Origin of the sequence: uncultured Eudoraea sp., from assembly GCF_947490415.1 — a bacterium.
Classification (GTDB): Bacteria; Bacteroidota; Bacteroidia; order Flavobacteriales; family Flavobacteriaceae; genus Eudoraea.
In genome coordinates, this window is record NZ_CANLGX010000005.1 from 1 (window position 1) to 22,473 (window position 22,473).

Sequence of the window (22,473 nt, forward strand, 5' to 3'; positions counted from 1 at the left end):
AGAACAAAATAAACCCATCTGCCACAGACGGTCAGGTTCTTACTACCGTAGCAGGCAATGCGCAATGGGCTGCACCAACAGCCGGGGCAGTGCAAACAACCGCAGCAATAGACGGTGATGGACTAGCGGGAAACCCTTTGGATCTCGCTGACAATGCAGTAACAACAGCAAAAATAGCCGATGGACAAGTACAGACGGCAGACATAGCCGATGCTAACGTGACCGAGAACAAAATAAACCCATCAGCCACAGACGGTCAGGTTCTTACTACCGTAGCAGGCAATGCACAATGGGCTACTGTTCCTAGTCCTGTAAAAGGTATTGCAAAGATCAATAGTATAGGAACAATTGCACAAGCAACTTCTGGTTTAATTAATAGCGTTGTTTCTAATATTACTGGGGAATATACAGTTAACTTAAATGCAGGATTTGTTACTACAACCAATTTTATATTGCAACTAAGTGTTCTTGGTGATTATAGAATTTATGCAACGGGACAGGGCACCAATAGTTTTACCATTCAAATAAAGACCGGTCAAACTAACGCACTAGTAAATGCTGATTGGTATTTTACAATTTCGGAATAATTAGATGAAAATTAGGTTAACTATCATATCGCTTTTATTAGGTCAGGTGATACTTGCCCAAACCGCCCTGTACAACAGCGGGAACATTCGTATTCACCAGGACGGGCAGCTGGGTTTTCATACGGACCTTATCAACAATGCCTCTTTTGATGAAAACCTGGGCCTGGCAGGCTTTTACGGCAGCTCCCTGATCTCCGTAACCGGAGCCTTTGCCCCCGTATTTTTCGATACCGAAATTGCGAATGACCTGGGGGTGCAACTCAATACCTCCCTAAATGTGACCAACAACACCAACTTTGTGGTGGGCGACTTTATAACCCCACGTAATTCAGTAGACATCTATTACAATTTTATCCGCGATGCCTTTTATGTAGGCTCCGGAGACGGTTCTAAAATAGACGGTTATGCCTCCCTGACAGGGCAACAAAGCTTTACATTTCCGGTAGGAGATTCACAACAGTTAAGGCCTTTGATTCTAAATTCAGATAGCGCTAATGCCTTTGCCAGATGCGCGTACTTTTTTGAAGATCCCAATAATCCTTCCACTTTTCCAGGTTTTAATACAGATCTAAAACCCAGATCCATAGATGCGATAAGCAACCGGGAATTTTGGCGTCTGGAAGGAACTGTCCCTTCCACCATAACGCTCAGCTGGAATGCCAGAAGCGACATAGCCTCTCTGGCTACAGATATTAATGCAGTAACCCTTATGGGCTGGAATAAGCAGTCAAACAGTTGGATTCCTCTTGGGAGTGCCGCTATAGGGGGCGACCTTACCACCGGATTTGTAAGTTCTGAAACCTTTGTCCCGGATGACTTTGAGGTGATTACCTTTGGAAGCCTGGCCGAACCAGAGGATATTTTAACCCTGGACAACTATTTTGTTTCCCCTAACGGAGACGGCATAAATGATGTTTTGGTCATTGAAGAAATGGAACTAAGCCCCAACAACAGCATCCGGATTTTTGACCGCTATGGTTTGAAGGTCTTTGAAATGACGAATTATACCAATGAATTTGGAGGTATTTCCAACATAGATAATCTGGTAATTAACCGGGAACAAGGCCTGCCTGAAGGAGTATATTTCTATGTTATTTCGCTGGATGACCTGGGTTTAAATTATCAGGGCTTTTTGTTTTTGGATCGATAATTCAGGGCACTGAACAGGTCGATAAAGTGCCATATTCTACGGTAATTAAAAGCTATTCTTCTTTTCACCACACATTTTTAGAGCTACACAACATTTTCTATACAGGTCCTCATCTTAGGGGTATTTTTACGTTCAATTAATGATTTGGCCCAAATCTTTATAAAATGAACCTAAAAAAATTGCTTTTTGCACTGTTAGTCGTGTCTTCAACCCTAGCGACAGCACAGGTAAAAATTGGTGAAAACCCCAATAACATTAATTCTGCTTCTATTTTAGAATTGGAAAGCAGTAACAAAGCTTTAGTTCTTACCCGGCTTACTACAGCTCAAATGCAAAGCATTACCCCATTGCGTGGCGCTTTGGTTTATAATATTGAAGCCCAATGCGTCTTCATGTACAATGGAACACAATGGAATGACCTCTGTAGCGGGTCAGGCTCAACTCCAGGTACTTTTACTTTTGTTGATAATGGAAATGGAACTTTTACCATAAATTATTCGGACGGAACCTCTTTTACTTCTTCAGATTTAACAGGACCACAGGGATTACCGGGTATCGATGGTGCAGATGGCGTTGATGGAACAAATGGTATTGATGGTACTGATGGTAATGGGATTGCCTCTACAACAGATAACGGCAACGGCACTTTTACCCTGAACTTTACCGATGGATCAAGTTTTACCACTATGGACCTTACTGGTCCGGCAGGAGCTAATGGCGCTGATGGAACAAATGGTATTGATGGTGCTGATGGCGCTGATGGAACTAATGGTTTGGACGGTCTTAATGGAACAGACGGTGTTGACGGAACGGACGGTGCTGATGGCAACGGGATTGCTTCTACAACAGATAATGGCAATGGAACTTTTACCCTGAATTTTACAGACGGATCAAGTTTTACCACTACGGACCTTACTGGTCCGGCAGGAGCTAATGGCACTGATGGTGTTGATGGAACAAATGGTATTGATGGTGCTGACGGAACAGACGGTGCTGATGGCAATGGGATTGCTTCTACAACAGATAACGGCAACGGAACTTTTACCCTGAATTTTACAGACGGATCAAGTTTTACCACTATGGACCTTACTGGTCCGGCAGGAGCTAATGGCGCTGATGGAACAAATGGTACTAATGGTGCTGACGGAACAGATGGTGCCGATGGCAACGGGATTGCTTCTACAACAGATAACGGTAACGGAACTTTTACCCTGAACTTTACCGACGGGTCAAGTTTTACCACTTCAGATTTAACAGGACCACAGGGACTGCAGGGAATACCGGGTATCGATGGCATAAATGGTGCTGACGGAACAGATGGTGCCGATGGCAACGGGATTGCTTCTACATCAGATAACGGCAATGGAACTTTTACCCTGAATTTTACAGACGGATCAAGTTTTACCACTATGGACCTTACTGGTCCGGCAGGAGCTAATGGCGCTGATGGAACAAATGGTATTGATGGTGCTGACGGAACGGATGGTGCCGATGGTAATGGGATTGCCTCTACAACAGATAACGGCAACGGAACTTTCACCCTGAATTTTACAGACGGATCGAGCTTTACTACTTCAGATTTAACAGGGCCACAGGGACTGCAGGGAATACCGGGTGTCGATGGCTCAGACGGAACAAATGGTGTTGATGGTGCTAACGGAACAGACGGTGCTGATGGCAACGGGATTGCTTCTACAAGTGATAACGGCAACGGAACTTTCACCCTGAATTTTACCGACGGATCGAGCTTTACTACTTCAGATTTAACAGGGCCACAGGGACTGCAGGGATTACCAGGTATCGATGGTACAGATGGCATAAATGGTGCTGACGGAACAGATGGTGCCGATGGCAACGGGATTGCTTCTACATCAGATAACGGCAACGGAACTTTTACCCTGAACTTTTCCGATGGATCCAGCTTTACTACTTCAGATCTCACTGGTCCGGCAGGAGTTAATGGCGCTGATGGTATTGATGGAACGGACGGTGCTGATGGCAACGGAATTGCCTCTACAACAGATAACGGTAACGGAACCTTTACCCTGAATTTTACAGACGGATCAAGTTTTACCACTATGGACCTTACTGGTCCGGCAGGAGCTAATGGCGCTGACGGAACAGACGGTGCCGATGGTAATGGGATTGCTTCTACAACAGATAACGGTAACGGTACTTTTACCCTGAACTTTACCGATGGATCCAGCTTTACTACTATGGACCTTACTGGTCCGGCAGGAGCTAATGGCATTGATGGAACAAATGGTATTGATGGTACAGATGGTAATGGGATTGCTTCTACAACAGATAACGGGAACGGAACCTTTACCCTGAACTTTACCGACGGATCGAGCTTTACTACTTCAGATTTAACAGGGCCACAGGGACTGCAGGGAATACCTGGTATAGATGGTGCAGACGGCACAAATGGTATTGATGGTGTTGACGGAACAAATGGTATTGATGGTACAGATGGTAATGGGATTGCTTCTACAACAGATAACGGCAACGGAACTTTCACCCTGAATTTTACTGACGGATCAAGTTTTACTACTTCAGATTTAACAGGACCACAGGGACTGCAAGGAATACCTGGTATAGATGGTGCAGACGGCACAAATGGTATTGATGGTGTTGACGGAACAAATGGTGCTGATGGCAACGGGATTGCTTCTACATCAGATAACGGTAACGGAACTTTTACCCTGAACTTTACCGACGGGTCAAGCTTTACTACTTCAGATTTAACAGGGCCACAGGGACTGCAGGGAATACCGGGTGTCGATGGTACAGATGGCATAAATGGTGCTGACGGAACAGACGGTGCCGATGGTAATGGGATTGCTTCTACAAGTGATAACGGCAACGGAACTTTTACCTTGAGCTTTACCGACGGATCGAGCTTTACTACTTCAGATTTAACAGGGCCACAGGGACTGCAGGGATTACCGGGTGTCGATGGTACAGATGGCATAAATGGTGCTGACGGAACAGACGGCACGGATGGTAACGGGATTGCCTCTTCAACAGATAACGGTAACGGAACTTTTACCCTGAATTTTACAGACGGATCGAGCTTTACTACTTCAGATTTAACAGGGCCACAGGGACTGCAGGGATTACCAGGTATCGATGGTACAGATGGCATAAATGGTGCTGACGGAACAGATGGTGCCGATGGCAACGGGATTGCTTCTACATCAGATAACGGCAATGGAACTATTACCCTGAACTTTACCGACGGATCGAGCTTTACTTCTTCAGATTTAACAGGACCACAGGGACTGCAAGGAATACCTGGTATAGATGGTGCAGACGGCACAAATGGTATTGATGGTGTTGACGGAACAAATGGTATTGATGGTACAGATGGTAATGGGATTGCTTCTACAACAGATAACGGCAACGGAACTTTCACCCTGAATTTTACAGACGGATCAAGTTTTACCACTATGGACCTTACTGGTCCGGCAGGAGCTAATGGCGCTGATGGAACAAATGGTATTGATGGTGCTGACGGAACAGACGGCGCGGATGGCAACGGGATTGCTTCTACATCAGATAACGGCAATGGAACTTTTACCCTGAACTTTACCGACGGATCGAGCTTTACTACTTCAGATTTAACAGGGCCACAGGGACTGCAGGGATTACCAGGTATCGATGGTACAGATGGCATAAATGGTGCTGACGGAACAGACGGTGCTGATGGCAACGGAATAGCCTCTACAACAGATAACGGCAACGGAACTTTTACCTTGAGCTTTACCGACGGATCGAGCTTTACTACTTCAGATTTAACAGGGCCACAGGGAATACCGGGTGTCGATGGCTCAGACGGAACAAATGGTGTTGATGGTGCTGACGGAACAGACGGTGCAGATGGCAATGGGATTGCTTCTACAACAAATAATGGCAATGGAACTTTTACCCTGAATTTTACCGACGGATCGAGTTTTACTACTTCAGATTTAACAGGGCCACAGGGACTGCAGGGATTACCAGGTATCGATGGTACAGATGGCATAAATGGTGCTGACGGAACAGATGGTGCCGATGGCAACGGGATTGCTTCTACAACAGATAACGGCAACGGAACTTTTACCCTGAATTTTAACGATGGGTCAAGTTTTACCACTATGGACCTTACTGGTCCGGCAGGAGCTAATGGCACTGATGGAACAAATGGTACTAATGGTGATGACGGAACAGACGGTGCTGATGGCAACGGAATAGCCTCTACAACAGATAACGGCAACGGAACTTTTACCTTGAGCTTTACCGACGGATCAAGTTTTACCACTTCAGATTTAACAGGACCACAGGGATTACCGGGTATCGATGGTGCAGATGGCGCTGACGGAACTAATGGCGTGGACGGTCTTAATGGAACAGACGGTGTTGACGGATCGGACGGTGCCGATGGTAATGGGATTGCTTCTACAAGTGATAACGGCAACGGAACTTTCACCCTGAATTTTACAGACGGAACGAGCTTTACTACTTCAGATTTAACAGGGCCACAGGGACTGCAGGGATTACCAGGTATCGATGGTACAGATGGCATAAATGGTGCTGACGGAACAGATGGTGCCGATGGCAATGGGATTGCTTCTACATCAGATAACGGTAACGGAACTTTTACCCTGAACTTCACCGATGGATCAAGCTTTACTTCTTCAGATTTAACAGGACCACAGGGATTACCGGGTATCGATGGTGCAGATGGCGCTGACGGAACTAATGGCGTGGACGGTCTTAATGGAACAGACGGTGTTGACGGATCGGACGGTGCCGATGGTAATGGGATTGCTTCTACAAGTGATAACGGCAACGGAACTTTCACCCTGAATTTTACCGACGGATCGAGCTTTACTACTTCAGATTTAACAGGGCCACAGGGACTGCAGGGATTACCGGGTGCAGATGGCGTTGATGGAACAAATGGTATTGATGGTACTGATGGTAATGGGATTGCCTCTACAACAGATAACGGCAACGGTACTTTTACACTGAATTTTACCGACGGATCGAGCTTTACTACTTCAGATTTAACAGGACCACAGGGACTGCAGGGAATACCGGGTGTCGATGGTACAGATGGTATTGATGGTGCTGATGGCAACGGGATTGCCTCTACAACAGATAACGGTAACGGAACTTTCACCCTGAACTTTACCGATGGATCAAGTTTTACCACTATGGACCTGACTGGTCCGGCAGGAGCTGATGGTGTTGATGGCTTAGATGGTACAGAAATTTCGGGAACTTCGGGCTCAATCTTTTTTGCAGGTTCCGATGGAAAAATAACCGAAAATAATAGTCAGGTATTTTGGGACAATACCAATAATCGATTGGGAATTGCAACCAATGGCCCAACTGAAAAAATTGATGTTAACGGGAGTGCGAGGTTTAGAACATTGAGTAGCGCCGATAATACTGATGATATTCTGGCAGCAGATGCTTCTGGGGTATTGCAAAGATCTCAAATTAACTACGGTGCCAGATGGATAAACAGCAATACTTCTACCAATCTTAACGTTGATAATACAATTGCACCAATTTTTGGGATACAGGATTATAATGATGATAGTTCAAATTTATATATCGCTACAAGTACATCCCTCACCGTAAAGATAGCCGGGAGATATGATATTAGGGCGAATTTGTCTTTAATAGGAATTGATTCTAACCAAAAAACAGAAGAAGGAACGAACGTAAATGCCCGAATTGCTGTAAATAGTATTCCTATTGGAGCCATTGGAGCCTCAGGCTTTATCAGATATAATTATGATAATGATCATTCCAGCATACACCTTAACGAAATATTACAACTTAACGCTAATGATGTTGTAACGATAATAACCTACAGAGAAGCAAATTCAGGTACCGTTCAATTTAGTGGCTCCGGAGAATCCAGTTTTGTAATAAACAAACTACGATAGTAAATGAGATACCTTATTGCCATATTACTATTCTTGGCGTGGTGCTTTCAGCTAATGAGTCAGGAAGCACTGCACAATTATGGCACTATACAGATCCATGAAACCGCAATGGTTGGATTACATTTGGATCTCATCAATGACGGTAGTTTTGACCAGAATATGGGCCTGGTCGGTTTTTACAGTGATTTTGGTCAGCTAACAGTCTCTGGGGCTTTTACGCCCATCTTTTTTGATGCTGAAATAGCCGTTGAAGACGGTTTGGTACTGCAAACTTCTTTGGGTGTAAACAATAATGGAAATTTAATTACAGGTGATATTATCACGCCCAGGACGCAATCAGGAGTTTATTCAAATTTCTTTGACAACTCTTTTTATACCGGTGAAAGCAGTGTTTCAAAAGTATATGGCTATGCGGCGATGACCAATAAAGATACTTTTATATTTCCAGTTGGTGATGACCAAAGGCTAAGACCTTTAACCATAAGATCTATGGCCACAAATTCTTTGGCAAAATGTGCCTACTTTTTTGAAGATCCCAATAATTCAAAAACTTTAAACGCCTTTTTCAACACAAATAAAAGGGCCTCAGAATATATGTCTGTCAGTGATAAAGAATTTTGGAGACTGGAAGGAGATGTTCCTTCCCATGTAACTCTAAGTTGGGATGGTTACAGCAATGTTGCAGCCTTAGGTGAATTTATGAGCGATCTCAAAGTGGTCGGCTGGAGCAAATCTGAAAGCCAATGGGTTAGTTTGGGTAACACCGCTGTAGAAGGTGGTATGGCCTACGGCACCATTACTTCAGATCTTTTTGTCCCCAATGATTATGAGATTATTACCATAGGAGGAAATGATGACATGCTTGAAACCTTTGATACCATTGAGTTGGATAACTATTATATGACCCCCAATGGTGACGGTCAAAATGACGTGCTAACCATTGAAGGCCTCGAAAATTCTCCTAGCAATTCCCTTCAGATTTTTAACCGATACGGTGTTTTGGTCTATACTAAAGATAACTACAGAGGCGATTTTAATGGGTATTCCAACATGGAAAATGCAATTCAAAAGGATTCTGGATTAGAAACCGGCATCTACTTTTATATCATTACACTTAATGATTTGCGAAGAAAACACCAGGGCTATCTCTATATTTCCAACTAGTCCGTTATTCCAATTAAATCCTCTCATCATTCTACCAGCCTTCAGGGATTCATTTTGCCTTATCAACAGATAAACCCTCTACAGTGTATATTTTTTTGTCAAAATACTTATTAACTTTGAAGTAAGCTGTTTAGATGTAAATCATACTTTACATCCTTACATGGCAAAATAATTATATTTAAGAATCCTATTTAAATAAATGGTATCTTATTTGATTGGAAGATACAAATCATATAATGTCCCTGATTAAACCGAAAAATTATGGAAAGAAGGTTATTTATTAAAAGAAGTGGGTTTTGTGGTCTGGCCCTAACTATTGTCCCAAGTACCCTTTTAATTCAGGATACCAAATATTCCATTGAGGAATTAATGGGCAAAGAAGATATTGAGTTATACGGTGATGGTATTAATTTAAGGAAGGAAGCACATGATGCATTTGTTGAAATGAAAAAGGCAGCCTTAGCTGATGGTATAGACATAAAAATCGTCTCAAGTTATCGGAGTTTTGATAGGCAGGCAGTAATTTTTGAACGTAAATATTTAAAATATACGGATGATGGGATGGAACCACTGGATGCAATTGATAAGATAATTGAGTATTCTACCATTCCTGGTACAAGCAGGCACCATTGGGGAACTGATATGGATCTTATTGATGGGGCCCCCAAGGTAGATGGCGATGTGCTTGACGCCAGTAAATTCAGTACAGGAGGACCATTTGAAAAATTCAAACTTTGGATGGACGAAAACTCTAAAAAGTTTGATTATTACCTGGTTTATACAGATGATTCCAAGAGGAAAGGCTTTAAATATGAACCATGGCACTACAGTTACGCCCCCCTATCCATACCTATGCTTAAATCTTTCAGACTTAAAAATATTATGAAACAATTGGAGCAGGAAGACTTTTTGGGCAGTGATCATTTGACTACAGAATTTGTAAAGACATATATCGAGGATAATATACTCGATATTAATCCAGAACTTTTGTAGGCATTTTTTTGTTATAAAACGACAGAGATAAATACTATACTATGAGAAGAGGTAGTTGGAAGATTCGAATAGTTATTGGTTTAATAATAGTCGTATTTGCACTCATCCAACGCTGGAACAATAAGGAAGAGAATCCTTATACCGGAAGAGTTCAAAATATCAATATGACCTCTGAACAAGAAATTGCTATTGGTCTTCAAAGTGCTCCCGAAGTGGCTCAACAATACGGAGGTTTATATCCCGATGAGCGTCTTCAAACCTTGGTGGATGTCGTAGGAAACCGGCTAATACAAAACAGTATTGCAAGGGAAACTCCATATAAATATGAATTTCATTTACTGGCAGATGACCAAACTGTTAATGCCTTTGCATTACCGGGCGGACAGGTTTTTATAACTTATGCACTATTCAATCAACTTAATGAATCACAACTGGCTGGCGTACTTGGACATGAAATTGGGCATGTGATAGGCAGACATTCTGCTGAACGCATTGCAGAGAGTAATTTTTGGAAAACTGTATCCATGGGCGCCAGTGTAGGGGCTGACGCTGGCAGCCTGGTTGGTAGTATTGGCCAAAATACACTTTTAACAAATGGCCGTGAAGACGAACTGGAAAGCGATGATCTGGGAGTTTTATTCATGATGCAAAGTGATTATGAGCCGGAAGAAATGATCCGAGTAATGGAAATTTTAAAAGCTTCTGCCGGGCCAAATAGAGTTCCAGAATTTCACAGTACACATCCGGATCCGGATAATAGAATTGAAAGAATTAAGAAATCTATCGAGAAATACAAGAACTAAACCAGATAAGATTTTTTTGGTTATTCTAGGTCATACATCTTTTTTTTGTATATTTGACTTTACCTCCCAATCTGTTTATACCCCTAATTTAACCCTTATAGCTTTGATTTACATTTTAAACGAAACTATATGGGAACGCTATTGCATTTTAAAAGTCTTTATTTAGAGGCATTTGACGACTGTAAACCGGAGTTTATTGTAGTCCTACTAAAAATTTATTCATTTTTCTGCGTATTAATGTTATCCATGGCCATCTATGCTTTTTTGTATAGGGCTTTTACAGGATTTGAATTTTAGTTAACTTTTATTTTTCATTAACTCTTTTACAAGAACACTAATTATTTTAAACCAATCCAAACAAAAAACCCTGACATTACTGTCAGGGTTTTTTTTGATTGATGAATAAACTTTTATTTCTAGATATTGTGCCCTTCTAAAACTGCAAGGGCTTCAGTGGCGTGAGAAAGTTTTGCCAACTTCTTAGCCGTATACCCCTTATCATTTTTAATAGATAAATCCGCTCCGTTTTCAATAAGCAATTGTAATATGTCAGCTTTGTTATACCTGGCGGCGAACATTGCAGGAGTCATGTCTAAAGATTTTTGATTAACGTCTTCTCCAAGTTCGATTAATGATTTTACCGTATCAATATCTCCCTGAAGAATTGCTTTGCAAAAGGAACTGATAGCAAGGTCCTTCACATTCAAAATTGTTTCGGTAGATTCATTAGTTGTTCTGTTCTCGGCATAAACGCCAGAAACCATAAGCAGACATGCTGTGGCCGCAATTAAGATTGTTTTTCTCATGATGAATTGTTTTTAATTGATGAATAGATTTTGATTATACTAGAATAGACGCCTCTTATTGATAATTGTTTCACCATTAACATAATAATAACGTAATTTTAACACTTAACCTTTCGTTGCAGTTGAATATATAAGATGATTTTATCTTCCTGAAAATTTTATAAAAAGCCTGGAAGAATACTGGTAAACCTTGGTAAATCACTGTATTTTTGCTAACTCAATAAATAAAGGACCATGAATAAAAAGGTAATCTTGATGATCTTGGATGGATGGGGGAAATCTCCAGACCCTAAAGTTTCGGCTATTGATAATGCCCATACACCCTTTGTAGATTCGCTTTATAAAAATTACGCTAATGCTAATCTTCTGACGGATGGATTGAATGTTGGCCTGCCAACAGGACAAATGGGCAATAGTGAAGTAGGACATATGAATTTAGGAGCCGGCCGAATTGTATATCAGGATTTGGCAAAAATTAATCTTGCGGTTAAAGAAGGTACCCTAAAGGAAGAAAAAGAACTAAAAGAAGCCTTCACCTATGCCAAAGACCATAACAAGGATGTGCATTTTCTGGGTTTACTTAGTAATGGAGGAGTCCACAGCCATATTGACCACTTAAAAGGACTTATTGAGGTGAGTGAAAATTATGGTGTTAAAAATGCATTCATTCATGCTTTTACAGACGGAAGAGACGTAGATCCAAAAAGTGGAATCACATTTTTGGAGGACCTGACCACCTTCTGCTCAGATAAAAATGCTAAACTGGCTTCTGTTGTTGGCAGGTATTATGCCATGGATAGGGATAAACGATGGGAACGTGTTAAAATAGCTTACGATTTATTGGTTAATGGGAAAGGCGATCCTTTTAACAATATATCTGAAGCGATGCAAAAAAGCTATAGTGAAGGTATCACTGATGAATTCATCAAACCAATTTCCATGGTTAATGCAGCCGGGGTACCACTGACTAAAATAAAAGACGGAGATGTGGTCATATTTTTCAATTTTAGGACAGACCGAGGCAGAGAACTTACTCAGGTATTAAGTCAAAAAGATTTTCATGAACAAAATATGCATAAACTGGATCTCTACTATGTAACCCTTACTAACTATGACGATTCATTTATCGGTGTACATGTAGTTTATGACAAAGACAATCTTAAGGACACCTTAGGTGAGGTCCTTGCCCTTAAAGGCAAAAAACAGATTCGTATTGCTGAAACGGAGAAATATCCTCATGTAACCTTTTTCTTTAACGGTGGCAGAGAAATTCCTTTTGAGGGTGAAGAACGGATATTATGCCCTTCACCAAAGGTGGCAACTTATGACCTGAAACCGGAAATGAGTGCTTATGAAATTAGAGATTCTATAATTCCCGAGTTGAACAAAGGAGAAGTTGACTTTGTGTGCCTCAACTTTGCAAATCCGGATATGGTAGGACATACCGGGGATATGAAGGCTGCCATAAAAGCCTGTGAGACAGTTGATTCATGTGCACAAGCGGTTATCACCGCAGGATTGAAAAACGGTTATACCACATTGGTTATAGCAGATCACGGTAATTGTGATACTATGATTAACCCGGATGGCACGCCTAATACTGCACATACCACAAATCCGGTACCCTTAATCCTGGTTGATAAGGATATAAAAAAAATAAATGATGGTGTCCTTGGTGATATTGCTCCTACAATTCTTGAACTAATGGGAATTCCACAGCCGGCATTAATGACGCAACACTCTTTGATATAGGTGGAATGTATTAAATTTGCATAATGGTAGTTATTAAGACGTTAGAAGAGATTGAACTTCTTAGAGAGAGTGCATTAGTAGTTTCCAAAACTTTAGGTATGCTGGCCGCTGAAATTAAGCCGGGGGTTGACGGACTTTACCTGGATAAATTGGCAGAAGAATATATTCGTGATCAAGGTGCTGAACCAGGTTTTCTTGGCATGTACGATTTTCCAAATACATTAAACCTGAGTCCGAATGCACAGGTGGTCCATGGCATTCCAAACAAAGAACCATTGAAGGATGGGGATATCATATCCGTAGATTGTGGTGCCTTAAAAAACGGATTTTACGGAGACCATGCATATACGTTTGAAGTTGGAAATGTTGATGAAGAGACCAAAAAGCTTCTCCGGATTACTAAGGAATCTCTTTATATAGGAATCAAAGAATTCAGGGCTGGAAACCGCGTTGGAGATGTTGGTTTTGCAATTCAAAATTACTGTGAAAGCCATGGGTATGGCGTAGTACGGGAACTTGTAGGTCATGGTCTTGGAAAAAAGCTCCATGAAGGACCCGAGATGCCAAATTATGGTAAGCGTGGAAGAGGAAAAAAATTCGTAGACGGGATGGTAGTTGCCATTGAACCTATGATTAACATGGGTACAAAGCGCATAAAACAGCTCCGTGATGGATGGACCATCCTAACTGCCGATGGCAAGCCAAGTGCTCATTTTGAGCATAATGTGGCTCTTATTCAGGGGAAACCGGAATTACTTTCAACCTTCCAATATATTTATGAATCGCTTGGTATAAAAAATGATGAAGAAGAAGAATTTAGGGCAAAGAAGCTTCAACTCTAATCTCCAAAAGGATTTTGAAAAAACTATTCAAATATGTCCTAAATAAAATACCCAGGCCTTTATTAATTCAACTGAGCTATCTGGCAAGACCCATCCTGTCTGTGCTACTTAAAGGGGATAAGTATACAGATCCAATTGATGGTAAACAATTTAAAAGTTTCCTTCCCTATGGATATGAAAACCCCAGGGAAAATGTGCTTTCCCCTTCTACTTTATCCCTTGAAAGACATCGGCTTTTGTGGTTATACCTGAAGAATGAAACCGATTTTTTTACCGCACCGCACAAGGTTTTACATTTTGCACCGGAGCAGGCCTTCTATAGAAAATTTAAGAAGCTAAAACAACTGGAGTATACGACTACAGATCTGAACTCTCCCCTAGCCGATGTGAAAGCAGATATATGTGCGTTACCTTTTAAGGATAATTCATTTGATATTATTTTATGCAATCATGTATTGGAACATATCCCGAACGACAGAAAAGCAATAAGCGAACTCTATCGTGTTCTTAAACCTTCAGGTTGGGGTATTTTTCAAATACCTCAGGATCTTAATAGAGAAGTCACTTATGAAGATGATTCTATTACCGATAAGAAGGAGCGGACTAAAATTTTTGGACAATACGATCACGTTCGTATTTATGGACGTGATTATTTTGACAGGCTTAAAGAAGCAGGATTTAAAGTTAAAGAGGTAGATTACACATCGGATATGCCAGTTTCAGATATAGAAAAATACAGATTGGCGAAAGGGGAAATCATACCCGTTGTAAGCAAATGATCAGTATACTACCAGCTTTTTGAATTCCGGTGTCATAAATTCTTTTACCTCTCCAATTTCATCAATATAAATGATATAAGCATCTAATTCTTTGTGGGAGTCCAAAAGTTTTATCGATTCTGATAACTCCATTGCCATAAATGCGGTTGCATACGCATCGGCTTTTGCGCAATTTTTTGCAATAACACTGACAGCAAGAACATTAGCATCCCTGGTATAACCAGTTTTAGGATCAATTGTATGAACAAATTTTTTGCCTGTGATAGAATCCACACGGAATTTTCTATAATTCCCAGATGACGCCATGGCATTATCTCTAAGCTGTAGTGTGAGTTTTAACCTTCTTCCCTCTTCAATCTGAGGATCATCAATACCAACAATCCAGGACTTTTGTTTCAATTTATTCTCGCCTTTGGCAATGATCTCGCCTCCAACTTCAATTAAATAATTTTCAATATCTTTTTGATCTAAAAGTTTAGCCAAGCGGTCTATTGCATATCCCTTGGCAATTGCATTGAAGTCGAAGAAAATTCTGGAATCATTCTTAATCACTCTTCCCTCTTCGGTTATACGGACTTTATCAAAGCCCACGAATTGCAGAATACTATCCACTTTGGTACTATCCAATGCCAGCTGTTTTCCCGGGCCAAATCCCCATGCGTTTACAAGAGCGCCAACCGTGGGATCAAAATAACCATTGGTATTGGAATAAACTTCTTTTGAAAGTTCAAACACATCCCGAAACATCTTATCCACAACAATGACTGAATCTCCCCGGTTAATCTTAGAAATATCTGAATCGGGCAAATAGGTAGACATGGAATGATTTATAACTCTGAATACAGAATCTATTTCCCTTTCAAGATTGAGTTCTTCCGGATATAGGATCGTAATACTATATGAAGTACCCAGCGCACCTCCAAAGTGTGTGCTTTTAACATAGGTACCAGAATCAAGTCCACAGGAAGCTATAACTGCCCCAAGCAGAAAAAGATAAAGCACCCTGATTCTAAATTTCGAGAAGACCATCATATTGTACAAGATAAGCTTCATTAAGATAAACAGGAAGATTTTGATCTTCAGCATTAAACAAACCTACCCCTGCATAATAGGTTTTAGCCTCAAATTTGGATGCTTGTTTTTTAATTTTCATCAAAAGGCCCTTGTCATATATTGCAGGGTCATTGGGATAAACAACATTCCTCACAACAATAAAATACAGCTGTTTATCCTTAAGGCACACAAATTGAGGGTTCTTTAGAGGTTTACTGTTGACACCCATGAATTCATATCCTTCAGATTCCAGCTGTCTCCCTACAATATTCATTGCCAGGTTATGCAATTCTTGTTCGGTTAGCGCCTGCAACTTATTATTCATTTATCAAAAAAACCGATATTGATCAATATCGGTTTTAAATTATATGCTGTTAAAATAATTAGCCTCCAAAGTCATCAAAACGTATATGTTCATCCGGAATACCAAAATCTTCTCCCATTTTTTGAACGGCCTTGTTCATAAGTGGCGGCCCGCAAAAATAGAGTTCAATATCTTCAGGGGATTCATGATTATTTAAATAATTGTCTATGACACAATTATGAATAAACCCAACAAATCCATCACCGGGGGCATCCAGGCTCTCCTTAACTTTCCAGTTATCCTCTTCCAACGGTTCTGAGAGTGCCATATAAAATTTAAAATTCGGGAACTCTTTTTCTAATTCTTTAAAATGTTCAATATAAAATAGTTCCCTTTTTGAACGACCTCCATACCAGTACGTAACCTTACGGTTAGTTTTTAAGGTTTTAAAAAGGTGATATAAATGAGACCTCATCGGTGCCATCCCGGCACCCCCTCCAACATATAGCATTTCCGAATCTGACTCATTGATAAAAAATTCACCATATGGTCCGGAGATGGTAACTTTATCACCCGGTTTTTGAGCAAAAATATAAGAAGAAGCAACCCCAGGGTTTACATCCATCCAACCGTTCTTAGACCTGTCCCATGGTGGGGTGGCAATTCGAACATTTAACATTATTTCCCTGCCTTCTGCAGGATAAGACGCCATTGAATACGCTCGCTCAACCACCTCGTTATTTCTCATTGTCAAAGGCCAAAGGTTGAATTTATCCCATTCATTTTGAAACTTATCAGGTGTCTCATGCTCTTCAGGGTGGGCCGTAATATCTATATCGGAATACTTTATCTCGCAGGGTGGAATCTCAATTTGAATATACCCTCCGGCTTTATAACCCATATCCTCAGGTATTTCTACCACAAATTCTTTAATGAATGATGCCACATTATAATTACGCACAACGGTCCCTTCCCATTTTTTAATACCAAATACTTCTTCAGGAATAGTAATATCCATATCCTGTTTAACCTTAACCTGGCATGCCAATCTTGCACCTTCAGTCAATTCTCTTTTTGAAAAATGAGGTGTTTCTGTAGGAAGTGCCTCGCCACCACCAGACAAGACATGACACTCGCATTGAATGCAGGTACCACCTCCACCGCAAGCTGAAGGAAGAAATATCTTTTGATTACCTAAAGTAGAAAGTAAAGAACTCCCGGAGGCAACTTGTACCTTTTTTTCTCCATTAATAGTTATTGTTACAGGACCTGATGGAGAAAGCTTTTCTTTAGTAAAAAGTAAAAGTGTCACCAGTAGTAACAACAATATCATAAAAGCAATAACCGTAATTGTTATAGTCCCTAAGGTGCTTGTAGCTAATATCATTCCTCTTCTTTTATTAGGTCGTTATAAGAAATCTCTTTCTCATCCAGTTCTTCATCAACTATTACTTTATTCTCTTCAATCTTTTCCGCTGTAGTTTCCTCTACCGCAGCTGGAGCTTCATCTCCACCGGTAAGCATACCACCAAAACTTTGAAAACCTATCCCCATTAATCCTGTAATAATAAAGGTAATTCCAAGGCCTCTTAAAGGTGCCGGAACATTTGAGTATCTTATCTTTTCACGAATAGCCGCAATTGCCAAAATAGCCAAAAACCAACCTATTCCCGAACTAACCCCATAATTGAAAGCCAAACCTAAGGTCTCAATCTCTCTTGATTGCATAAAAAGAGATCCCCCCAAAATAGCACAGTTAACTGCAATCAATGGCAAAAATATACCCAGGGAATTGTATAAGGCAGGCGAGAATTTTTCAACCACAATTTCTACCAACTGTACCATAGTGGCTATGGTTGCAATAAAAAGAATGAATGACAAAAAACTTAAATTGTAATCAGCATATTCAGGGCCAAGCCATCCTAAGGCACCATCTCTTAAGAGGTATTGGTCTAATAACCAATTAAGGGGTACCGTTACTGCCAGTACAAAAATTACTGCAGCTCCCAATCCAACAGCAGTGGCTACTTTTTTGGACACAGCCAAATATGAACACATCCCTAAAAACACGGCGAAGACCATGTTGTCTATAAAGATGGATTTAAAAAATAATTCAATATGTTCTAACATAATCTTCTCTTAAAAAGTAAATTAGTTTTCCTCTATAAGTGCCCTATTCCTGGATCGTTGTACCCAGATAATTATTCCAACAACTATCAGCGCTGCCGGGGGAATAATCATAAATCCATTGTTCTCGTAGCCGGTGGCGTACAATCCTGTTTTAGATACCGGATCTCCAAAAACCTTAAATCCAAATAAAGTTCCTGATCCCAATAACTCTCTAAAAAAGCCTACAATTATCAGAATTATTCCATAACCTAAGGCATTTCCAATACCGTCTAAAAAAGCCTTCCAGGGTCCGTTGCCTAAGGCAAAGGCTTCAAACCTACCCATGATGATACAGTTTGTAATAATTAAACCGACAAAAACGGAAAGTGTCTTACTCAATTCATATGCAAAAGCCTTCAGAACCTGATCAACAATAATAACCAATGTGGCAACAACTATTAGCTGAACAATAATCCGGATTTTAGTAGGAATGATATTTCGCAATAGAGAAATAACAACATTCCCAACTCCTAAAACAAAAAGAACAGAAATGGCCATAACTACAGAAGCCTGCAATTCTGCCGTAATAGCAAGGGCAGAACAAATACCAAGCACCTGAATGGTAATTGGGTTGTTATCCGCAAGTGGATCTAAAATGAGGTTTGTATCCTTCTTTGAAAGTAGTGCCATTTTTATTTAACTCTAATAGTTTCTAAATAGTCCTTATATAAATTTACGCTTTCCCTAATCATGGCTGAAACACCGTTCCCTGTTATAGTTGCTCCTGCCAGGGCATCCACCTCATTGTCATCCTTTGTATTGTTTACCGGATCATTATTGCCTTTAGCCACAGCGATACCTTTAAACTGACCATTGTCTAATACTGACTCTCCGGTAAAATCGTCCATAAAATAACGCTGTTTTATATTCGCCCCGAGTCCCGGTGTTTCTCCTTTATGATCAAAGTAAACCCCCTGGACCACCATATTTTCATTGAGCGCTATAAAGCCCCAAATAGCATCCCAAAGCCCTTTACCATACATGGGAATGATATAATATTTCTTTCCTTCTTTTTCACCTATAAAAAGCGGAAGCTCCGCAGATTCACCTTTCTTTATGGCCGCAATTTGTTTTTTAAGGTCAATAAGATACGCCTCATCATTCTTCGTTATTTGATCTCCACTTATTAAAAGTTGTTCTGTGATATACTTTGAAAACTCGGCTTCTACTTTATCCGTGGGTACGAAATTTACACTGCCCTCATCCTTATTTTCATTCACCCCCATGGCATAGAGAATATTCTGCTGCTTTTCGAATCTTTCATTCTCCTTAATTTTGCCACTTAGTGCCGAGGCAAGATATGCCAGGATTGATCCAACAACAATAACCATTATAGCAGCAAAGATTATGGTATAACTATTATTTTCCTTATTAAATGCCATAATTATAATGTTTCAACCTTAAGTTCTTTTGCTTTTCCTTCTGTACTTTTCGGAAAAATAGTTGCTTGCTTCAAGCGCTTCATCCTTCGTCTGATATTACCCCTAACTACATAGTGATCAATAGTTGGCGCAAAAACATTCATTAAGAGAATTGCAAGGAATACGCCTTCAGGGTATGCCGGGTTAAATACGCGTATCATTACCGAGATAAATCCTATCAGGAAACCGTAAATCCATTTACCCCTATTGGTTTGGGATCCTGTTACCGGATCTGTAGCCATATAAACTATACCAAATGCAAGGCCACCTACTATCAAGTGTTTCCAAAAATCAAAGCTCATCAATCCATAAAAAGTGCTTCCTTCACCAATCCAACCTGCATCTACTACCCCATTAAAGATAAGTCCCATAACCAGAGCACCAGCAACTGCACTTACCATGATTCTCCAGCTGGCTATTTTACTGAAAACCAGAAAAAGACCACCAAGTAATATTAAAAAAGCAGAGGTCTCCCCTACTGAACCAGGAATAAAACCAAAAAACATATCAGATACTGAATAAGAAAAATCACTGGTATTGTTCTGAGCCAGATATCCAAGGACAGTTTCACCTGAAATGGCATCCGCAGTACCCGCGCGTTCAACAGCACCGTGCACCCATACTTTATCTCCGCTCATCCAGGTGGGGTAAGCAAAAAACAAAAAAGCCCTTATTGTTAGAGCCGGATTCAGTATATTCATTCCTGTACCTCCAAAAACCTCTTTCCCTATAATTACACCAAACACAACTGCAACGGCTAACATCCACAGGGGCGTATCAACAGGCACAATTAGTGGAACCAGCATACCTGTTACCAGATAACCTTCCTCTACCTCATGACCTTTAATAACTGCAAAAATGAATTCAATTAGCAATCCTACACCATATGAGACAATAACAAGCGGCATAACCAATACAAATCCTAACCAGAAATTATCCCAGGTAAGAAAATGATCCATAACCGCAAAATTATCCGGGAAACCATTAATCGCGGAATAATGTTGATATCCCGTATTAAAAAATGAAAATAACAGCACAGGAATCAGCGCCATGATTACCGTATTCATCGTACGCTTTAAATCGTCAGCAGCTCTTATGTGAGAACCTGTATGTGTAGTTTCATCAGGAGAAAACAAAAATGTATGAAAGGCATTAAAGGCCGGAGCCATCTTTTTACCCCTAAACCTGTGTTTTAAAATATGCAATCTTTTCTTAAAGGTCAATCGTTTATTGCTCATTTTTATCCTATTTCTTTTTGTAATAAATCCAATCCTTCACGAATTATCTGTTGATGTGGTTGTTTCGAAATACAAATAAATTCAGTCAATGAAAAATCTTCAGGAATAACCTCATACAAACCAAGTTGTTCCATTTCATCCAAATCTTTAACCATACATGCCTTTAATAGCTGAAGTGGATATATGTCTAACGGAAATACTTCCTCATACATGCCCGTGACTACAAATGCCCTGTGTTCTCCATTTGTATTTGTATCAAGATCATATTTTTTGTTGGGTTGTAACCATGAAAATGTTAACGCTCTTGTAGCAGATATTTTATCAAATACCGGTTTGTTCCATCCAAAAAATTCGTAATCATCCCCCTCAGGAATTACACTTACCGTATTGTTATAAAAACCAAGATATCCATCCGGGCTCGTTTTTTTCCCGGTGAGAACATCGCCATTAATCACGCGAAATTTTTCATCTTTCACGCCACTGGCATATAAAAATGTTGCTATCTCTGCTCCGATTTTTGTCGTAAAATATTTAGGAGATTTTACCGCTGAACCGGCAAGAGCAACAGTGCGCTGGGCATTAAATCTACCCGTTAAAAGTAACTCGCCAATTATAACAAGATCTTGAGGTGTAATGGTCCAGACTACTTCACCTTTATTAATAGGATCTAATTTATTTATTTGGGTGCCCACCAATCCGGCTGGATGTGGTCCAGACACTTTATGTAATTCTATATGATCTAGTTTAGCAAACGGAGAATTGGATCCTTTCCCAACGGAAACATGAACCTTTCCCGGGGTAAGTTTTGACAAAGCAGTTAAAGCAGCCTGTAATTCTTCTTCTTTTCCTTTTAGGGTATAATCCACGTCTGCCGCCAAAGGGGCGGTAACATAGGCCGATATGAAAATTGCCTTGGGAGTAGCTGCCGGATCTGCAATATGATCATAAGGACGTTGCCTGATAAATGGCCAGCACCCGGATTTAAGAAGTAGAGACTTGATTTCTTCCGAATCAGCCTCTGGACTCATTTTGGGATGTTCCAGATAGTCCTGGGTCTTATCGGCAAGAATTTTTATGGTCAGAATTTTTCTGCGCGCACCTCTGGTTATATCGATTAATTCTCCACTTACTGGAGAAGCGAAAAGCATGTCCTGGTTATCTTTGCTATAAAATAATGGCTCACCTGCCTTTACCTCTGCCCCTTGTTTCACTAACATTTTGGGCATTATTCCATGAAAATCTAGGAGATTGATGGCGTAAACATTACTTAAAACTGCTTTAGATGTATTTTGTTCGGCAGCACCGACAAGATTTATGTTCAAGCCTTTCTTGATCCTAATGTCTTTAGACATAAATTGTAAACATTTAGTTTATCAAAATTTCGACCAAAAATAGTACTTATGACACTGTTTTCATAATTATTAACTATAATTTTGGGCATTATACCGATATGACTTTTTTGGGTAT

19 protein-coding genes are annotated in these 22,473 nt (G+C 40.4%); 10 read left to right on the plus strand and 9 right to left on the minus strand.

Features of this window, described 5'->3' with window-relative positions; genetic code table 11:
* The 7 genes from Q0874_RS13695 to Q0874_RS17375 all read left to right on the plus strand — a co-directional run.
* Positions 1–587, plus strand: a 587-nt coding sequence (locus Q0874_RS13695) for a hypothetical protein (protein ID WP_299163998.1), incomplete at its 5' end; no start/stop codon positions are given.
* Positions 588–591: 4 nt separating this feature from the next.
* A complete protein-coding gene (locus Q0874_RS13700) occupies positions 592–1,737 on the plus strand; it encodes a gliding motility-associated C-terminal domain-containing protein (RefSeq protein ID WP_299164000.1) in 1,146 nt (381 codons plus the stop codon).
* A gap of 164 nt (positions 1,738–1,901) precedes the next feature.
* Positions 1,902–7,682, plus strand: coding sequence for a hypothetical protein (locus tag Q0874_RS13705; RefSeq protein ID WP_299164002.1), 5,781 nt, complete (start codon positions 1,902–1,904; stop codon positions 7,680–7,682).
* 3 nt (positions 7,683–7,685) lie between these two features.
* On the plus strand, positions 7,686–8,846 hold the full coding sequence (locus Q0874_RS13710; RefSeq protein ID WP_299164004.1) for a gliding motility-associated C-terminal domain-containing protein: 1,161 nt from the start codon (positions 7,686–7,688) through the stop codon (positions 8,844–8,846).
* A 261-nt stretch (positions 8,847–9,107) separates the two neighbouring features.
* Positions 9,108–9,839 (plus strand): M15 family metallopeptidase, encoded by a 732-nt coding sequence (locus Q0874_RS13715; protein WP_299164006.1) that lies wholly within the window; start codon positions 9,108–9,110, stop codon positions 9,837–9,839.
* 41 nt (positions 9,840–9,880) lie between these two features.
* Positions 9,881–10,642 (plus strand): M48 family metalloprotease, encoded by a 762-nt coding sequence (locus Q0874_RS13720; RefSeq protein WP_299164008.1) that lies wholly within the window; start codon positions 9,881–9,883, stop codon positions 10,640–10,642.
* Positions 10,643–10,771: 129 nt separating this feature from the next.
* Entirely contained in the window at positions 10,772–10,939 is a 168-nt protein-coding gene (locus tag Q0874_RS17375) for a DUF6747 family protein (RefSeq protein WP_367275444.1), read from the plus strand.
* A gap of 119 nt (positions 10,940–11,058) precedes the next feature.
* On the opposite strand, the gene Q0874_RS13725 is transcribed toward Q0874_RS17375, so the two are convergent.
* A complete protein-coding gene (locus Q0874_RS13725) occupies positions 11,059–11,448 on the minus strand; it encodes an ankyrin repeat domain-containing protein (protein WP_299164010.1) in 390 nt (129 codons plus the stop codon).
* A gap of 234 nt (positions 11,449–11,682) precedes the next feature.
* On the opposite strand from Q0874_RS13725, the gene gpmI reads away from it, so the two are divergent.
* Genes gpmI through Q0874_RS13740 form a run of 3 tightly spaced genes read left to right on the plus strand, consistent with a single transcriptional unit; the run spans position 11,683 to position 14,821 of the window.
* Positions 11,683–13,200 (plus strand): 2,3-bisphosphoglycerate-independent phosphoglycerate mutase, encoded by a 1,518-nt coding sequence (gene gpmI, locus Q0874_RS13730; RefSeq protein WP_299164012.1) that lies wholly within the window; start codon positions 11,683–11,685, stop codon positions 13,198–13,200.
* 23 nt (positions 13,201–13,223) lie between these two features.
* Positions 13,224–14,042: a type I methionyl aminopeptidase gene (map, locus tag Q0874_RS13735; RefSeq protein ID WP_299164014.1), complete on the plus strand. Its 819-nt coding sequence runs from the start codon at positions 13,224–13,226 to the stop codon at positions 14,040–14,042.
* Positions 14,043–14,056: 14 nt separating this feature from the next.
* The gene (locus Q0874_RS13740; RefSeq protein WP_299164015.1) at positions 14,057–14,821 is read left to right on the plus strand and encodes a class I SAM-dependent methyltransferase; all 765 of its coding nucleotides are present in this window, start codon (positions 14,057–14,059) and stop codon (positions 14,819–14,821) included.
* On the opposite strand, the gene Q0874_RS13745 is transcribed toward Q0874_RS13740, so the two are convergent.
* Genes Q0874_RS13745 through Q0874_RS13780 form a run of 8 tightly spaced genes read right to left on the minus strand, consistent with a single transcriptional unit; the run spans position 14,822 to position 22,358 of the window.
* Positions 14,822–15,853 (minus strand): FAD:protein FMN transferase, encoded by a 1,032-nt coding sequence (locus tag Q0874_RS13745; RefSeq protein WP_299164016.1) that lies wholly within the window; start codon positions 15,851–15,853, stop codon positions 14,822–14,824.
* Positions 15,831–16,199, minus strand: coding sequence for a Na(+)-translocating NADH-quinone reductase subunit F (locus Q0874_RS13750; RefSeq protein ID WP_299164017.1), 369 nt, complete (start codon positions 16,197–16,199; stop codon positions 15,831–15,833). Before Q0874_RS13750 ends, Q0874_RS13745 begins: the two co-directional genes overlap by 23 nt.
* A 58-nt stretch (positions 16,200–16,257) precedes the next feature.
* On the minus strand, positions 16,258–17,565 hold the full coding sequence (nqrF, locus tag Q0874_RS13755; protein WP_299164018.1) for an NADH:ubiquinone reductase (Na(+)-transporting) subunit F: 1,308 nt from the start codon (positions 17,563–17,565) through the stop codon (positions 16,258–16,260).
* The gene (nqrE, locus tag Q0874_RS13760) at positions 17,562–18,308 is read right to left on the minus strand and encodes an NADH:ubiquinone reductase (Na(+)-transporting) subunit E (RefSeq protein ID WP_299164019.1); all 747 of its coding nucleotides are present in this window, start codon (positions 18,306–18,308) and stop codon (positions 17,562–17,564) included. The genes nqrF and nqrE overlap by 4 nt, the downstream gene beginning before the upstream one ends.
* A 21-nt stretch (positions 18,309–18,329) precedes the next feature.
* Positions 18,330–18,977 (minus strand): NADH:ubiquinone reductase (Na(+)-transporting) subunit D, encoded by a 648-nt coding sequence (locus Q0874_RS13765; protein ID WP_299164020.1) that lies wholly within the window; start codon positions 18,975–18,977, stop codon positions 18,330–18,332.
* A 2-nt stretch (positions 18,978–18,979) separates the two neighbouring features.
* Positions 18,980–19,729 carry a Na(+)-translocating NADH-quinone reductase subunit C gene (locus Q0874_RS13770; RefSeq protein ID WP_299164021.1) on the minus strand — a complete coding sequence of 250 codons (750 nt, stop codon included), beginning with the start codon at positions 19,727–19,729 and terminating at the stop codon, positions 18,980–18,982.
* Positions 19,730–19,731: 2 nt separating this feature from the next.
* Positions 19,732–21,006: an NADH:ubiquinone reductase (Na(+)-transporting) subunit B gene (locus Q0874_RS13775; RefSeq protein WP_299164023.1), complete on the minus strand. Its 1,275-nt coding sequence runs from the start codon at positions 21,004–21,006 to the stop codon at positions 19,732–19,734.
* Between the two features lie 2 nt (positions 21,007–21,008).
* Positions 21,009–22,358, minus strand: coding sequence for a Na(+)-translocating NADH-quinone reductase subunit A (locus tag Q0874_RS13780; RefSeq protein WP_299164024.1), 1,350 nt, complete (start codon positions 22,356–22,358; stop codon positions 21,009–21,011).
* Positions 22,359–22,473 lie beyond the last annotated feature (115 nt).

Excerpts from the sequence above, each read along its gene's own strand:
- Q0874_RS13700 (WP_299164000.1), top strand. The coding sequence starts at position 592 with ATGAAAATTAGGTTAACTATCATATCGCTTTTATTAGGTCAGGTGATA.
- Q0874_RS13705 (WP_299164002.1), top strand. The coding sequence starts at position 1,902 with ATGAACCTAAAAAAATTGCTTTTTGCACTGTTAGTCGTGTCTTCAACC.
- Q0874_RS13710 (WP_299164004.1), top strand. The coding sequence starts at position 7,686 with ATGAGATACCTTATTGCCATATTACTATTCTTGGCGTGGTGCTTTCAG.
- Q0874_RS13715 (WP_299164006.1), top strand. The coding sequence starts at position 9,108 with ATGGAAAGAAGGTTATTTATTAAAAGAAGTGGGTTTTGTGGTCTGGCC.
- Q0874_RS13720 (WP_299164008.1), top strand. The coding sequence starts at position 9,881 with ATGAGAAGAGGTAGTTGGAAGATTCGAATAGTTATTGGTTTAATAATA.
- Q0874_RS17375 (WP_367275444.1), top strand. The coding sequence starts at position 10,772 with ATGGGAACGCTATTGCATTTTAAAAGTCTTTATTTAGAGGCATTTGAC.
- Q0874_RS13725 (WP_299164010.1), bottom strand. The coding sequence starts at position 11,448 with ATGAGAAAAACAATCTTAATTGCGGCCACAGCATGTCTGCTTATGGTT.
- gpmI (WP_299164012.1), top strand. The coding sequence starts at position 11,683 with ATGAATAAAAAGGTAATCTTGATGATCTTGGATGGATGGGGGAAATCT.
- map (WP_299164014.1), top strand. The coding sequence starts at position 13,224 with ATGGTAGTTATTAAGACGTTAGAAGAGATTGAACTTCTTAGAGAGAGT.
- Q0874_RS13745 (WP_299164016.1), bottom strand. The coding sequence starts at position 15,853 with ATGATGGTCTTCTCGAAATTTAGAATCAGGGTGCTTTATCTTTTTCTG.
- Q0874_RS13750 (WP_299164017.1), bottom strand. The coding sequence starts at position 16,199 with ATGAATAATAAGTTGCAGGCGCTAACCGAACAAGAATTGCATAACCTG.
- nqrF (WP_299164018.1), bottom strand. The coding sequence starts at position 17,565 with ATGATATTAGCTACAAGCACCTTAGGGACTATAACAATTACGGTTATT.
- nqrE (WP_299164019.1), bottom strand. The coding sequence starts at position 18,308 with ATGTTAGAACATATTGAATTATTTTTTAAATCCATCTTTATAGACAAC.
- Q0874_RS13765 (WP_299164020.1), bottom strand. The coding sequence starts at position 18,977 with ATGGCACTACTTTCAAAGAAGGATACAAACCTCATTTTAGATCCACTT.
- Q0874_RS13770 (WP_299164021.1), bottom strand. The coding sequence starts at position 19,729 with ATGGCATTTAATAAGGAAAATAATAGTTATACCATAATCTTTGCTGCT.
- Q0874_RS13775 (WP_299164023.1), bottom strand. The coding sequence starts at position 21,006 with ATGAGCAATAAACGATTGACCTTTAAGAAAAGATTGCATATTTTAAAA.
- Q0874_RS13780 (WP_299164024.1), bottom strand. The coding sequence starts at position 22,358 with ATGTCTAAAGACATTAGGATCAAGAAAGGCTTGAACATAAATCTTGTC.